This is a genomic window from Streptomyces sp. SID13031, assembly GCF_010548305.1.
Lineage (GTDB): Bacteria > Actinomycetota > Actinomycetes > Propionibacteriales > Kribbellaceae > Kribbella.
Map to the genome: position 1 here is coordinate 136,882 of NZ_JAAGLV010000011.1, position 12,912 is coordinate 149,793.

Annotated in this window: 12 protein-coding genes; 3 read left to right on the top strand and 9 right to left on the bottom strand. The window is 67.5% G+C overall.

Annotated elements, in window-relative coordinates:
- Positions 1-114: 114 nt before the first annotated feature.
- The 6 genes from G3I17_RS22495 to G3I17_RS22520 all read right to left on the bottom strand — a co-directional run bounded on the left by G3I17_RS22495 (position 115) and on the right by G3I17_RS22520 (position 7,114).
- Positions 115-870, bottom strand: coding sequence for a 3D domain-containing protein (locus G3I17_RS22495; protein WP_164599436.1), 756 nt, complete (start codon positions 868-870; stop codon positions 115-117).
- Positions 871-987: 117 nt separating this feature from the next.
- Positions 988-3,438 carry a glycoside hydrolase family 2 protein gene (locus tag G3I17_RS22500; protein WP_164599438.1) on the bottom strand — a complete coding sequence of 817 codons (2,451 nt, stop codon included), beginning with the start codon at positions 3,436-3,438 and terminating at the stop codon, positions 988-990.
- Between the two features lie 79 nt (positions 3,439-3,517).
- Positions 3,518-4,132, bottom strand: a complete 615-nt coding sequence (locus G3I17_RS22505; RefSeq protein WP_164599440.1) for an SGNH/GDSL hydrolase family protein — start codon at positions 4,130-4,132, stop codon at positions 3,518-3,520.
- A 7-nt stretch (positions 4,133-4,139) separates the two neighbouring features.
- Positions 4,140-5,237, bottom strand: a complete 1,098-nt coding sequence (locus G3I17_RS22510; protein ID WP_164599442.1) for a Gfo/Idh/MocA family oxidoreductase — start codon at positions 5,235-5,237, stop codon at positions 4,140-4,142.
- Positions 5,234-5,980 (bottom strand): sugar phosphate isomerase/epimerase, encoded by a 747-nt coding sequence (locus G3I17_RS22515; protein ID WP_164599445.1) that lies wholly within the window; start codon positions 5,978-5,980, stop codon positions 5,234-5,236. Before G3I17_RS22515 ends, G3I17_RS22510 begins: the two co-directional genes overlap by 4 nt.
- 192 nt (positions 5,981-6,172) lie before the next feature.
- Positions 6,173-7,114, bottom strand: coding sequence for an amidohydrolase family protein (locus tag G3I17_RS22520; protein ID WP_164599447.1), 942 nt, complete (start codon positions 7,112-7,114; stop codon positions 6,173-6,175).
- A gap of 79 nt (positions 7,115-7,193) precedes the next feature.
- Here G3I17_RS22520 and G3I17_RS22525 point away from each other — a divergent pair, with 79 nt between their 5' ends.
- Together G3I17_RS22525 and G3I17_RS22530 are read left to right on the top strand one after the other, a co-directional pair.
- Positions 7,194-7,664: a MarR family transcriptional regulator gene (locus G3I17_RS22525; protein WP_164599449.1), complete on the top strand. Its 471-nt coding sequence runs from the start codon at positions 7,194-7,196 to the stop codon at positions 7,662-7,664.
- A 206-nt stretch (positions 7,665-7,870) separates the two neighbouring features.
- The gene (locus tag G3I17_RS22530; protein ID WP_164599451.1) at positions 7,871-8,884 is read left to right on the top strand and encodes a LacI family DNA-binding transcriptional regulator; all 1,014 of its coding nucleotides are present in this window, start codon (positions 7,871-7,873) and stop codon (positions 8,882-8,884) included.
- 60 nt (positions 8,885-8,944) lie between these two features.
- On the opposite strand, the gene G3I17_RS22535 is transcribed toward G3I17_RS22530, so the two are convergent.
- The 3 genes from G3I17_RS22535 to G3I17_RS22545 are packed head-to-tail and all read right to left on the bottom strand — an operon-like array spanning position 8,945 to position 12,261.
- Positions 8,945-11,044 carry a molybdopterin-dependent oxidoreductase gene (locus G3I17_RS22535; protein WP_164599453.1) on the bottom strand — a complete coding sequence of 700 codons (2,100 nt, stop codon included), beginning with the start codon at positions 11,042-11,044 and terminating at the stop codon, positions 8,945-8,947.
- Positions 11,045-11,079: 35 nt separating this feature from the next.
- Positions 11,080-11,598: an AAA family ATPase gene (locus G3I17_RS22540; RefSeq protein ID WP_164599455.1), complete on the bottom strand. Its 519-nt coding sequence runs from the start codon at positions 11,596-11,598 to the stop codon at positions 11,080-11,082.
- A 54-nt stretch (positions 11,599-11,652) separates the two neighbouring features.
- Positions 11,653-12,261 carry a TetR family transcriptional regulator C-terminal domain-containing protein gene (locus G3I17_RS22545; RefSeq protein ID WP_164599457.1) on the bottom strand — a complete coding sequence of 203 codons (609 nt, stop codon included), beginning with the start codon at positions 12,259-12,261 and terminating at the stop codon, positions 11,653-11,655.
- Positions 12,262-12,339: 78 nt separating this feature from the next.
- Here G3I17_RS22545 and G3I17_RS22550 point away from each other — a divergent pair, with 78 nt between their 5' ends.
- Positions 12,340-12,897 carry a 2TM domain-containing protein gene (locus G3I17_RS22550; protein ID WP_164599459.1) on the top strand — a complete coding sequence of 186 codons (558 nt, stop codon included), beginning with the start codon at positions 12,340-12,342 and terminating at the stop codon, positions 12,895-12,897.
- Positions 12,898-12,912 lie beyond the last annotated feature (15 nt).

Consider the following 12,912-nt stretch of genomic DNA (forward strand, 5'->3'; position numbering starts at 1 on the left):
CCGTCGTCAGCCGTTCATCAGTTGGGTCACTGTGACGAACTCGAAGCCGCGGGCGCGCAGGCCGACGCCGGCCGCCGTAGTGCTCTTGCCGTGGCGATGCCGGGGCGGGACTGACTACTCCACTACGAGGTTGAGGCGTTGGATGCCCCAGTTGTCGGCGGCGGGGCCTGGGGGAAACCAGACGTCGACGATGTCGTCCTTGATCCAGCTGCCGATGTCGGCGGCGTAGCAGTGGCCGTAGCCGGGGACGTAGAGGCGGGTGCCCCAGGGGATGATGCGGGCGTCGACGGCGCAGATGCCGGTACCGGCGTTGTAGCCGAGGGCTGTCTGGGCGACGTCGTTGTACGCCGAGACGCGGTAGTTGTACGTCGTGCCCACAGGGATCGTGTAGCCGGCCAGCCGGTTGGCCGAGTTGAGCCGGAACGAAGTGGTGATCTGGCCGATCGACGCGGCCGCGGTGTCCTCCTGCGACATCGCGTAGACCTGGTAGTGCGCGCCGGCGCAGGGCGAAGAGTCAGTGACCAGCAGGGTCGGCTGGCCCCAGTCGCTGATCCATTGCAGCGCCTGCCCGTTCTTGAAGGCCCGGTACGCCTTGGCGCCCGCCACCCGGTTGAAGGTGAAGGTCACCTTGCCGTCCGTACCGAGTCCGCCGTTGATCCCGGTCGGCGCCGGCAGCCGTCCAGCGACGCTGTACGCCGGTGCCGTGGTGCCGTTGCCGTGCCCACCCGACACCGGCCGGGTGGGGATCGTGCCGGTGTAGAAGTGCTGACATGCGGGGAGCGCCGCCGAGGCGGTCGCCGGGGCGACCACCAGGGCGGCGAGGCTGAGAAAGGCGAGCGAGGCCGCCTTGAATAGCTTGGTTTTGGGCATGACGAACAGACCTCCAAGGTGGGGGCGGAACCTGAGGCAGTCGAGCTGTCAGCACCCAGTAGGAGGTCTGTCGATCACTTAGTCAAGGTCTCGTCATAAGTCTGGTCAGGAGTCTCGTCAGGAGGCGATCAGGTCATTCGCCGAGCGGAGCAAGGGCTTGCCGATCGGCGCCGTCGGAGCGGACGCGTTGGTGACGTGGAACGTGTGCGAGTCGCCCGCGCTGAGCGTCACCAGGCAGCTGTCGACCTTGGCGCTCGCCTCCAGCCGATCCGGGAACAACGCGAGGTCCTTGGCCAGCGCGCTCGCCGTCACGGTCACGTCGTACCCGTCGGTGGTCGGGGCGACCGCAGCCGTGTAGGCGTCGGCGACAACCTGCAGCGACGTGTCCTCGACGAAGTACCAGTACGCCGTACTGCCGTCCGCTGTCTTGACCTCGACGTACTCGGCTGTCGGGTCGGCCGGAGTGGCGACCGACTCGGGCAGCGAGTTGAGGACGGCATCGCGGGGACCGACCTCGAGCGCGAACGTCTCGCTCGCGAGCGCCTCGCTGCCCTTCGCCGTACTGCGCCGGGTCACCGTCACCTCGGTGCTCCAGGCAACATCGCTGTCGTTGTGCGCGGCAACCACCGGCCCGTCCTCGCGCGGCTGAACGGACAGCAGCCGATCGGCGTATACGCGCTTCAGCGTGTGCCACAAGGGTTTCCGTACGCCGAGTCCGTCGACGGCTGCCCAGGAGACGACCGGCCAGTTGTCGTTGAGCTGCCAGACGATCGCGCCGGTGTTCAGCGGGAACAGGCTGCGGAAGTGTTCGATGCCATAGGCAACGGCTCGCGCCTGGTTGAGCTGCGTCGTCCAGTGCCAGTCGTCCATCGTCTTCCACAACGGCAGGTGATCGCCGAGACCTCGTTCGAGCTTGAGGTTGCCCTCGTGGGCCTTCTGGTGCACGAGCATCTGCTCGCCGTACGGGTCGAGCGGCTCGTCGTGCACGACGGACGTCAGCGTCGACCAGGCCGGCGGGCCCTGGAATCCGAACTCCGACACGAAGCGCGGCTTGTACTTGCGGTAGGTCGAGTAGTCGACCTGGTTCCACACGTCCCAGATGTGCATCGTGCCGTTGCGCTCGTCGTTCGGGTGGATGTAGCGGTCGTACGAGAACGGGCTGCCGGCCGAGTACGGCGTCCGCGGGTCGAGCTCGGCGACGATGCGGGGGAGGAGCTCCAGGTAGTACCCCTCACCCCACGAGCGCCCGGCCAGCGGCTCACGCCAGCCCCACTCGACGTACCCCCAGATGTTTTCGTTGTTGCCGTTCCAGAGCGCGAGGCTGGTGTGGCTGCTCAGTCGCGTAACAGCCTCGCGGGCCTCGGCCTCCACCTCGCTCCACAGCGGCTCCTCCTCGGAGTACGCCGCGCAGGCGAAGAGGAAGTCCTGCCAGACGAGCACCCCCAGCTCGTCGCAGACGTCGTAGAAGTCTTCGCTCTCGTAGAGGCCGCCGCCCCAGACGCGGAGCAGGTTCATGTTCGCGTCGATCGCGTCGCGGATGCTGCGCTCGTACGTCTCGCGGTTCTGCCGGGTGAACAGGGCGTCGTCCGGGATCCAGTTGGCGCCGTGGATGTAGATCGGCTTGCCGTTGACGGACAGGACGAACGGGCCGCCGTCCTTGTCCGGGGCAACGTTCATGGTGATCGTGCGGAAGCCGACGCGGGTCTGCCAGTCGTCGGTCTGGTTGCCGGCGGCCACCGAGATGCTGACGTCGTACAAGGGCTGCTCGCCGTGACCTCGCGGCCACCAGCGGTCCACCGCGTCGATCGTCGACGTGACGCCGACCTCTTGGGTGCCAGCAGCAACGGTCATCTGCGTGGTGGTACCGCCGACCTCGACGGTGATCATGGCGTCGTCGGTAGCTTCCTCGGACCAGGCGAGGGAGACCCGGCTGTCCAGTACACCGCGGTCGCGATCGAGCCCGGCGAGCGGGCGGACGGAGTCGATCCGGACGCCGGTCCAGGACTCGATCCGCAGCGGGCGCCAGATGCCGGCGGTGGCGACGTCGATACCCCAGTCCCAGCCGAAGTTGCTCGCCATCTTGCGGATCGAGTTGTAGGGATGGAGATTCGTGTGCGGCCACATCCCGGACTCTTCCCGCAACCGGTTCGCGGTGGCGACCGGCGAGGCGAACTCGACGACGAGTTCGTTGCTTCCAGCAACCAACAGCTCGGTCACCGCGAACCGGTACGACCGATGCTGGTTGCAGGTCTGCCCGATCTCGGTGCCGTTGAGAACCACCCGCGCCGCTGTGTCGAGGCCCTCGGCGACGAGCTCCTGGACGGCGTGCTCATCCGGCTCCCAGTCGAAGGCGGTCCGGTAGCTCCAACTGGTCTTCCCGATCCAGTGCAGCTTGCCCTCGTTGTCCCCGTCGAACGGATCAGGAATCACTCCCGCCGCCAGCAGATCCGAGTACACCTCACCCGGAACGGTCGCCGTGACCGGCGCCGCGAGCAACGCACTGTTCCGATCCGGCACCGGCCCCTCCACCGCCCGCACAGTCCAGGCGGCCCCGCCTTCGGTGGTCAACGAAACAGTCCTCAGAGTCGAGGTCACAGGGGGTTCTCTCTTTCGAACGGAATACTTAACCTGGTGCAGTAAGCCTACGTCAGGACAAACGATCCAGTACCGTCCGGCGCCACAGGTCGGCGAGCAGTTGGTGGCCGGCTGCGGTGGGGTGAACGCCGTCGTCGGCCAGGGTGGTAGCGCCTGCGGTCGCAGCTTGCCGGTTGAACTCCACGTCGGCGGGGACGAGGATCGCGTCGTACTCGGCTGCGAGGCGGCGGACCACGGCGATCTTGGGGTCGAGGTCTTCTCGCCAGGTGTGCTGTTCCTCCTTCACCGCAAGGAGAAACGGCTCGATCAGGACGAGTTGGGCGTCCAGGCCGTCGAGCATCGCGCGGTACGAGTGTTCGAAGGACTCGGCCGACGTCGGGTCGTCCTCGTCGTACCGGCGCCAGGTGTCGTTGATGCCGACCAGAATCGAGACGACGTCCGGCTCGTACGCGAGCACGTCGGTCTGCCAGCGGGCGGCGAGGTCGACCGCCCGGTGCCCGGAGATGCCGGCGTTGACGATCCGCGGCCGGTCGGCGCCGAACGCGTCGTACAGGTTCTTCACGTAGCCGTCGCCGAGGCCGGCCGGATCGCTCCGGCGGCCGCAGTCGGTGACGGAGTCCCCGGCGAACACGATGGTCCGCCGGGGATCCCGAAGTGTCACAAGCATGCTGTCATCAGATGGTGGTGGCCTCTACGTCCCAGTCGTCCGGCAGGACGGGCGGGACCTCGACGGTGCTGGTGACGTCGACGAACGAGCCGGTTTCGATCGACTCGGTAATGGAGGCCATCACATCGACGACGTGGAACGCGAGCGCCCCGGTAGCCCGGTGCGGCCGGTCCTCGCGGATCGCGCGCGCCATCTCCAGTACGCCGGTACCACGCTCAGCTGTCGCCTCGGTGGTCTCCAGGACCTCCCAGTCCTCAGCGCCCCGGCGACGAATCTTGATCTCGCCGTCGAAGCGGTTCGGGTCCGGTACGGCGAGCGTCGCCTCGGAGCCGGTGATCTCCACGAACCCGCCCCGCGACAGCGGCGAGTCGAAGCTGAAGATGCTCTGCGACGACTGACCCGACTCGAACCGGGCGATCGCGCTGACGTGCGTCGGAACCGTCACGTCGAAGTCCGTGCCCTCCAGTGGCCCGGATCCGATCGTGCGCTTCTCCCGCGACTTCGAGCCGATCCCGGCGACGGCCGCGACCGGGCCGAACAGCTGCACCAGGGTGGTCAGGTAGTACGGGCCGATGTCCCAGAGCGGACCGGCGCCTTCCTGGAAGAGGAAGGCCGGGTTCGGGTGCCAGGACTCCGGGCCGGGGGACTGCATCAGAGTCAGCGCGGTCAGCGGCTGACCGATGTCACCGCGTTCGATGATCCGGCGCGACTCCTGCAGACCCGGCCCCAGGATGGTGTCGGGCGCGCACCCCAGCCGGAGTCCCGCGTCCTGAGCGGTCGCGAGCAGCTTGAGTCCGCTCTCCTGGTCGAGCGAGAACGGCTTCTCGCTCCACACATGCTTGCCTGCAGCAACGGCTGCCAGGGCGACCTCGACGTGCGCGATCGGGATGGTCAGGTTGACCACGATCTCCACGTCGGGGTGGCCGAGCACGGCCTCGGGGCCGCCGTGGGCCTCGATCCCGTACTCCGCTGCCTTCGCCTCCGCGGCCTCCGGGCGCAGGTCGCCGATCGCGACCACCCTGAGGTCGGGGAAGCTCTGCATGCTCTTGAGGTAGGCGTCGGAGATCGTGCCGGCGCCGATCACGCCTACGCCGACAGCCGTCATTCGACGCCCTCCCCGGTGAGGTAGGTGAAGCTGCCCGCGACGGCGTCGAAGATGTCGCCCTCGAAGTCGTCGAGCTCGACCACGCGCAGCGTGCCCGGCGATGCGGCGAGGATGTCGTTCACCGCGATGGAGCCGGCGCCGACCGCGACCTGCGCCTTGTTGTTCAGGGTGCCGTCGCCGTCCTTGACGTGCAGCGCCTTCACCCGGTCACCGAGCCGGCCGAGCAGAGCCGGTACGTCGGCGCCGCCGACCGCGGCCCAGTAGGTGTCGAGCTCGAGGATGACGTCGTCGGACAGGTTGTCGGCCAGGATCTCCAGGCCGTGCACCCCGTCGATCACGGACTCCAGCTCGAAGTGGTGGTTGTGGTACCCGACGGTGATGCCGTGCTCGGCCGCCTCTTTGGCAGCCTCGTTCAGTGCCGCGGCCGTCGCCTTGATGTCGTCGGCGGACTGCCAGCGCGCGGGGTCGACGTACGGGTCGATGACGGTGCCGATGCCGAGCTTCTTGGCCACCTCGAAGATCGGGCCGGACTCGTCGCGGAGCAGCCCGGCGTGCGTGGTGGGAGCCGAAAGACCGTACTTGGGCAGCGCCTCGGCCAGCTGGTCGGCCAGGCCGACGACACCGAAGGGCTCGACCTGGCGGTACCCGATCTCAGCGATCCGGGCGAGCGTGGCGTCGAAGTCCTCCTCCAGCCTGTACCGGACCGTGTAGAGCTGTAGGGACAGATTGTCCACTGCGACCATGTTTTTCTCTCCTCGTCTTCGGGGACTCCCGCTGCCCATGAGAGCCCCCGGACTGGACTAGCCGAACCGGTTAAGTAACTCGCCGCAGCCTATCCCAGCCAGCCACCCCCGGACCACCCCATAATCACCAGTCGAGCCGCCTTCACAGCCTGAAGGCAAGCGCTTACCCAGGATGCCGTTTCGTCAGGGCTGTCAGGTGAGGCCGAGTAGGCCGGCTGCGGTGGTGTCGAGGATCGCCTTCGTGTCCGCGTCGGACAGGTTGGCGCGTTCGATGTAGGTGACGGCCTCTTGGAAGGCTTCGCCGGATTGGTACGGGAAATCGGTGCCGAGGATGAGGCGGTCGGCGCCGAGGGTTTCGGCGGCGGCGTGGAGGGCGGGGAGGTGGTCGTGGGCGACGGTGTCGAACCACATCCTGCGGGCCGCCAGGCTTGGCTTCTCGGGGGTGTTCGGGGACTCCCAGGGTTGCTGGCGGTCCATCCGGTTGAGGGTCATCGGGAGGGCGCCGCCGAGGTGGGAGCCGATGATCTTGAGGTTGGGGAAGCGGCTCGGGATGCCGGCCAGGATGAGGTGGGTCAGTGCGACGGTGTCCTCGATCGGGGCGCCGATCGACCAGGTCATCGTTTCGCTGATCAGCTCCGACTGGGCGCGGGTGCCGGCTGGGTGGACGTACAGGACTGAGCCGCGGCGGTCGAGTTCCTGGTAGATGGGGAGGAAGGAGGGGTCGTCGATCGGCTTCCCGAGTACGTCGGTGGTGATGGCGACGCCGAGCATGCCGAGGTCGTCGAGCGCGCGGGTCAACTCGGTCAGGGCGGCATCGGTGTGCGGGAACGGCAGGGTCGCGAAGGCGCGAAACCGATCCGGGTGGCGGCTGGTGAGTTCGGCGTACTCGTCGTTGACCCACTTGGCTGCCTCGGTGGCGTGCGCCGCGTCGTCGAGATGCGGCGAGGCCGGCGGCGTCGAGAGCACCTGCAGGTCGATACCGGCCCTGTCCATCAGCGCGAATCGCTTGTCCAGCTCTTCAGCCGTCGATCCCGCGCCGAGTCCGTGATGGGCGGGTGCCTCGGTGCTGCCGAAGCTCTCCAGCAGGTGCAGGTACTCCTCGCTCCACAGGTGAGCGTGTACGTCGATCCTCATGGTCCTGGTTCCTCTCTCTTCCGAAGTATCTAACACAACAGTATCTAACATGTTAGATATTCCAAGGTACACTCATCCCATGGCAACGGACCAGCAGTTCGAGGACTTCGTCACCGCGACCCACGACCTGTATGCCGCCATGCGCCGCAATCGCGCCCAACTGGCTCGCGACGCCGCGGGCCTCTCCCTGTCCCAGTTGGCCCTGCTGGACGCCGTAGCCACCGACGGTCCTTTGGCGGTCGGCGAAATCGCCACCCAAGCAGGCGTCTCAGGCCCCAACGCCACCCGCATGCTCAAGCAGCTGGAGCAATCCGGCGTAGTAACCCGAACCCGTTCCCCTCAAGACGAACGCAAGGTAGTAGTCGACCTAACCCCCCAAGGCCGAGCCCTCTACACCCAGAACCGCAACGCCCTCCGCACCTCCCAGCAAGCCCACTGGTCCACCCTCAACCCCACCCAGCGAACCCAATTCGTCAAGGTCCTCCAGCAAATGGCGGTCATGATCCCCGAATGGATCCCGGTCCCCCCTGTGCCGAAGGACAGGAAGTAGTTGCTGGTCGGGGTTTTCGTGAGCGCGAGAGGCGGGCGGTAGTCGCCTGGCTACTGTTCGTGTTCGCAGCGGGTGGGTTTGATCAAATGGTTGCTCTGGGTGGTGGAAAGCGGTTACCTAGAGACGGGGAGTACACGGGGGTCGCAGAATGGGGGCTTACCGGACCGCCCGTCACGGTTCGGACCGCCCGTTCGAAGGAGGCCATCGTGCCCCGAATCACGATCAAGGAGATCGCCCGACGGGCCGGCGTCTCCAAAGGCGCGGTTTCGTACGCGCTGAACAACCAGCCGGGGGTCAGTGAGGCTACCCGGGCTCGTGTGCTGAAGGTCGCCGAGGAGTTGGAGTGGGTGCCCAACCGGGCGGCCCGGCAGTTGTCGGCCGCGCGGAGCGAGACGCTCGGTCTGATCCTGGCCAGGAGCGCCAAGACCTTGAGTGAGGAACCGTTCTACATGGGCTTCGTCGGTGGCGTGGAGTCCGTGCTGAGTGACCGGTCGTACGCGCTCGCCCTGCAGGTCGTGCCCGACCTGGCCGACGAGATGGCGACGTATCGGAAGTGGGCTGCCGAGCGCCGGGTGGATGGGGTGCTGGTGGTCGATCTGCGGGTCGACGATCCGCGGATACCCCTGCTGCGCAAGCTCGAACTGCCCGCGGTGCTGGTCGGGGATCCGGCGCTCGCGGACGGTCTGACCTGTGTCTGGACCGACGGTACGACGGCGATGTACGCCGCGGTGGAGCACGTCGCGTCGCTCGGTCATCAAGCGATCGCCCGGGTGGCCGGGCCGCCTGAGCATGGTCATGTGTGGATCCGGGATCAGGCGTTCGCGGCGGTGAGCCGGCGACTCGGGCTGGATGCGCGGGTCGTGCACACCGACTTCTCCGGTGAGGAAGGCGCTGCCGCGACGCGGGAGTTGATGGCAGGCGAGGCGAGGCCGACGGCGATCATCTACGACAACGATCTGATGGCCGTCGCCGGGTTGTCGGTGGTGAACGGTCTCGGGCTCCGTTCGCCGGACGACGTCACGCTGGTCGCCTGGGACGACTCGACGCTGTGCCGGCTGACCCATCCGACGCTGACCGCGATGAGCCACAACATCGTTGCCTACGGCGCTGAAGTCGCCCACCGCCTGTTCGATCTGCTGGACGGTGCGCTGCCGCAGTCGCACCTCTACTCCACCCCCGCGCTCGTCGTGCGCGGCAGCTCGGGGCCGCCACCCGCCTGATGTGGGTTTGCCGCCCCGCGCAGGGCAAGGGCGGGTGTTGGGGCGGCTCGGGGGTGGTGGTCAGGCGGGGGCGGCGGTGACTTTCACCGGTACGCCGTTCAGGGCGGCGGTGCCTGCGATGGGGTCGGTCAGGGTGCTGTCGGTGATGTCGTTGATGCTTGCGCCGGCGACCTGGCTGGCCACCGACAAGCGCACTCCCGGGCGGCCGTGGCCGAAGCCGTGCGGGAGGCTGACCACGCCGGGCATCATGTCGTTGCTGGAGGCAACTTCTACCGAGATGGTGCCCGCGGCCGAGCTGATCTCCACCAGCTGGCCGTCCGTCAGGTCGCGTGAGCGCAGGTCGTCGGGGTTCATCAGCAGCTGGTGGCGCGGCTTGCCCTTCACCAGGCGGGCCGAGTTGTGCATCCAGGAGTTGTTGCTGCGCAGATGCCGCCGCCCGATCAGCAGCAGGCCGTCATCGGCAGGGCCCGTGAACAGAGCTGAGAAAGCGCGCGGCAGGTCGTCGATGATCATCGCCGGCGCGAGGTCGATCCGCTTCGTCTTCGTGTACAAGCGGCCCGGCAGCGCCGGCTGCAGCGGCCCGAGATCCACCCCGCCGACCGACTTCCGCAACTTGCGCACGGACAGCCGGTACGGCCCGATCCGCAACCCGAGGTCGACAACACGGCGAGGTGACAACCGCAGTCGCAACGAGGTGATGGCCCGCTGCCGAAGCCGGCCGCTATCCAACAGAGCGAGCCCCAACCCGCGGAAGATCTCCCAGTCGTGTCGCGACTCCGACGGCCGCGGCAGTACGGCGTCGTTCCACCGAGCAGTGTTCCGTACTGCGAGCTGGTGGAAAGCCAAGTCGTAGTGATCCCGTTCCAGCGGCGGCGTAGGCGGCAGGATCACATCCGCATGCCGGGTCGTCTCGTTGATGTACGGATCCACGCAGACCATGAAGTCCAGCGTCTCCAGCGCCTCGTCCAACCGCCGGCCGTTCGGCGTCGACAACACCGGATTGCCCGCGATCGTCACCATCGCCCTGATCTGTCCGTCGCCCGGCGTCAGGATCTCGTCGGCCATCGCCGACGCCGGCAACTCGCCGCCGAACTCGGGCAGCGACCGCACCCGGCTCGTCCACGCCCCGATATGCCCCTTCCCGATCCCACGCAACGTATCGACCGCCGGCCGCGGAAACATTGACCCACCCGGCCGATCGAGATTGCCGGTGATGATGTTGAGCACCTGCACGGCCCACTGGCAGATCGCGCCGAACTGCTGCGTCGACACCCCGAGCCGCCCATAACAAGCAGCCTTGTCAGCGGCAGCGAACTCCCGCGCAATACGCCGGATGTCATCGGCCGCAATCCCCGTCACCGCAGCCGCCCGCTCCGGCGTCCAGTCCCGCGTCACCTCGTCGACAACCGAGAGGCTGTCGACATACGACGCCACAGCAGTCGTCCCGTCGCGCAGGATCTGATGGATCAGAGCGAGCAGGAAAGCAGCATCGGTACCAGGCCGTACGAAGTGATGTTCGTCAGCCACCGCCGCGGTCTCGGTCCGCCGTGGGTCGATCACCACGACCCGCCCACCACGCTTCTGTACTTCCTTCAGCCGCCGCCCGAAGCCGGGCGCGGTCATCATGCTCCCGTTGGACGCGAGCGGATTCGCCCCGAGCATCAGCAGGTACGACGTCCGGTCGATGTCCGCCACCGGAACCATCAGCTGGTGCCCATACATCAGATGAACAGCCAGCATGTGCGGCAACTGATCGACCGACGTCGCGCTGAACCGGTTCCGCGTCTTGAGCAGCCGAACGACAGTCGGCATGTGCGTCATCGCGCCGACGCTGTGCACATTCGGGTTGCCGAGGTACACGCCGACCGAGTTGCGCCCATGATCCTTCTGCACGGCACGCAGCCGGGTGGCGACATACGCATACGCCTCGTCCCACCCCAGCTCCTCCCAGCCGGTGGCGGTACGGCGTACCGGCTGGGTGAGGCGGTCCGGGTCTTCCTGGAGATCGCGGAGCGCGACAGCTTTGGGGCAGATGTGCCCACGGGACAACGGATCCGCCTCGTCACCGCGGATGTCGGTGACGCGGCCGGCCTCGACGGTCACGAGCACACCGCAAATGGCCTCACACAGGTTGCACGAAGTACGCCGGACGGTCGCCATCCAGCCAAACTACTCCGCAGTAGCCGACTCGACCACTACTCGAACCGGGCCTCGTCGAGGCGGCCGAGGATGGCGTCGACGGTCTCGTGTGGGGAGAGGTCGGAGTTGTCGAGCCAGAGGCCGCGGCGCGGGCTGAAGGCGTGCAGTTCGTAGTCGAGCTCGTCGACCGAGTGCCCGTGGTCGGAGCCGAGCCGGTCGTGGATCACCTCGGGTCGCGGAGTGAGCACGACCAGGTACCGGGGGCGGGTCTCGATCCCGTCGAGGAACTCGCGCAGCAGCTCGCCGATCACGACATCCTCGAGTACCACCGTGAAGCCGCCCTGCGCGTAACTGTCGGCGGCCTGGCAGGCGAGCCGGTAGCGCAGCTTGAGCTGCTTTTGCGCCTCCGCGCCGTTCTCGGCGACGGACGACGCCTGGCCGCTGACGATCATCCGCCGGAACACGTCACCGTGCAGATGGACGCCGTACTGGAACCGCTCGGCGAGCAGTTGGGAGACGGTGGATTTGCCGGCCGCCATGATCCCGCTGACGACGATCACCCCCTCGGTCTCCATACAGGGGATCGTGCCACCCGGGACAACCTTTTAGTCAGGCCTCGTCCATCTACTTCAGCGGCGCAAGGGCTGTAGCTCGAGAAGATGCCCGCGAAGGATCTCGCGGACCCGCTCCGGTGTGCTGACGGTGGGCTGCACGGCGGCATGCAGGGAGAGGCCGTCGATCAGCGCGTGCAGCCGTTCGGTCTCCAGGTCGAGCCGCAGGTTCGGGCGGAGGCCACCGGCTTGGGCGAGGTTGTGAAGCAGCATTTCGCAGAGGCTGCGAAGACCCTGGTTGACCGGGGCGAGGAGGTCGCGGAGTGCGCCGGCGCCGGACTCGGCCTGGGCCTGGGCGGTGAAGGAGAGCCAGATGTCGAACTCGGCCTGCCGTTCGGTGTCGAGCGGGATCACCTCCTCCAGGTACCGCAGCGCGATCTCGGTCGGCGAACCGGTGGGCTCGATGGCCTGGATCCGCTCGCCCACGCGACGCGACACCAGGTCCATCGCGAAGGCGATCAGACCGGCCTGGTCGGGGAAGTAGTAGCGCACGGCGCCGGCGGACCAGCCCGCCTCGGTGGCGACGGTACGGACCGAGGCGGCCCGGATCCCGTCGCGGCGGACCACCCGCCACAGCGCCTGGGCGATCTCCTCGCGGCGGGTGTCGTGATCGACGATCTTCGGCATCTGACCTTTTTAGCACAGCTGTGTTAGAGTCGCTGTATTGACACGGTCGTACTGAATAAAACGAAGGAGTGAAATCCCGTGCTGCTCGCTGTGATCGTCGGGTGTGAGATCGGCTTCTGGGTCCTGCTCGCCGCCGGAATGGGGACGCGCTACCTGCTGCGGTTGCCGCGGCTGGGGATGGTGCTGCTCGCGATGGTCCCGCTGGTGGACGTCGTGCTGCTGATCGCCGGCGTGATCGACATCCGGGCCGGGAGCGAGCCGTCGTTCAAGCACTCGCTGGCGGCCATCTTCATCGGGGTCAGCGTCGGGTTCGGCCACCAGAGCCTCAAGTGGGCGGACGGCTGGGCGGCGTACAGGTTCGCCGGTGGGCCGCGGCCGCGCAAGCCGGCGAAGGGCACTCGGGAGAAGGCCCGCCACGAGCGCCAGGGCTGGTACCGGCACGTGCTCGCGTACGGCGTGGGTGTCGGCGTGATGATCGCTCTCGGGCTGCTGTCCGGCAAGGGTTTCGACGCGCTGCTCGGCCCGGCATGGCCCTGGACCATCGTGCTCGTGATCGACGGTCTCGTCTCGTTCAGCTACCGCACCGAGGTGAATGAGGACGACGAGAAGAAGATCGTCGAGAAGCAAGCGGCCTGACCTCCCCACCAGACC

Coding starts and splice junctions, on each gene's coding strand:
- G3I17_RS22495 (WP_164599436.1), bottom strand. CDS start 870: ATGCCCAAAACCAAGCTATTCAAGGCGGCCTCGCTCGCCTTTCTCAGC.
- G3I17_RS22505 (WP_164599440.1), bottom strand. CDS start 4,132: ATGCTTGTGACACTTCGGGATCCCCGGCGGACCATCGTGTTCGCCGGG.
- G3I17_RS22510 (WP_164599442.1), bottom strand. CDS start 5,237: ATGACGGCTGTCGGCGTAGGCGTGATCGGCGCCGGCACGATCTCCGAC.
- G3I17_RS22515 (WP_164599445.1), bottom strand. CDS start 5,980: ATGGTCGCAGTGGACAATCTGTCCCTACAGCTCTACACGGTCCGGTAC.
- G3I17_RS22520 (WP_164599447.1), bottom strand. CDS start 7,114: ATGAGGATCGACGTACACGCTCACCTGTGGAGCGAGGAGTACCTGCAC.
- G3I17_RS22525 (WP_164599449.1), top strand. CDS start 7,194: ATGGCAACGGACCAGCAGTTCGAGGACTTCGTCACCGCGACCCACGAC.
- G3I17_RS22535 (WP_164599453.1), bottom strand. CDS start 11,044: ATGGCGACCGTCCGGCGTACTTCGTGCAACCTGTGTGAGGCCATTTGC.
- G3I17_RS22540 (WP_164599455.1), bottom strand. CDS start 11,598: ATGGAGACCGAGGGGGTGATCGTCGTCAGCGGGATCATGGCGGCCGGC.
- G3I17_RS22545 (WP_164599457.1), bottom strand. CDS start 12,261: ATGCCGAAGATCGTCGATCACGACACCCGCCGCGAGGAGATCGCCCAG.